The 1,010-nt window shown below is 65.9% G+C and carries 1 protein-coding gene and 1 pseudogene; both read right to left on the reverse strand.

Annotation, left to right across the window (positions count from 1 at the left end; all coding sequences use genetic code 11):
* A partial coding sequence (locus R1101_RS0124245) for a transporter substrate-binding domain-containing protein (RefSeq protein ID WP_016935729.1) occupies positions 1-326 on the reverse strand: 326 nt, incomplete at its 3' end.
* Between the two features lie 70 nt (positions 327-396).
* Positions 397-1,010, reverse strand: a pseudogene (locus R1101_RS28650) (amino acid ABC transporter ATP-binding protein); the annotation flags it as partial.

Below are 1,010 nucleotides of genomic sequence, written 5' to 3' on the forward strand. Positions count from 1 at the left end.
GAGTAGGTCGCGACGACGTAGTCGACCTCGCCGTTCTGGATGAGGGTCTCGCGCTGGGCGGACGGGGCTTCCTTGAACTCGATGTTCTCCTCGGAGACACCGAGCTGACCGGCGACGTACTTGGCGACCTCGACGTCGAACCCGCTGAACGAACCGTCCGGGTTGCGCAGGCCGAGACCCGGCTGGTCGAACTTGATACCGACCGTCAGGGTGCCGTTCTCTGCGGACTGCGAGACACTGCGCGTCTCGTCGCCACCGCACGCGGTGGCGACCACCGCCACGGCGACGACGCCGATACCCAGGCGGATGGAGCGGGACAGTTTCATCGAATACCTCCGGTGCGGTTCGTCAGGAACAACGTCCGACGGGCCGGACGGCCCGTCGGATGCGGAAAGGTCAGTGACTGAGGATCTTGCCGAGGAAGTCCTTGGCGCGATCGGATTTCGGTGCGGTGAAGAAGGTCTCGGGATCGGTGTCCTCGACGATGCGGCCGTCGGCCATGAACAGCACACGGTCGCCGGCCTTGCGGGCGAATCCCATCTCGGTGGGTGACCACGACCATCGTCATGCCCTCCTTCGCGAGAGAGGTCATCACGTCGAGGACCTCCTGGACCATCTCGGGGTCGAGGGCGGAGGTGGGCTCGTCGAACAGCATCACCTTCGGGTTCATCGCGAGGGCCCGCGCGATCGCGACGCGCTGCTGCTGGCCGCCCGACAGCTGTGCCGGGTACTTGTCGGCCTGGTTGGCGATCCCGACCCGGTCGAGCAGCGCCATCGCCGACTCGCGGGCCTGTTCCTTCTTGATCCTGCGCACCTTGAGGGGACCGAGCATGACGTTCTGGAGGATCGTCTTGTGGGCGAAGAGGTTGAACGACTGGAACACCATGCCGACGTCCGCACGCAGGCGGGCCAGCGCCCGGCCCTCCCCCGGCAACAGGGTGCCGTCCACATGGATCTCGCCCGTGTCGATCGGTTCGAGCCGGTTGATGGTGCGGCAGAGGGTCGTATTT

Source organism: Rhodococcus sp. R1101, assembly GCF_000278445.1.
GTDB lineage: Bacteria > Actinomycetota > Actinomycetes > Mycobacteriales > Mycobacteriaceae > Rhodococcus > Rhodococcus gordoniae.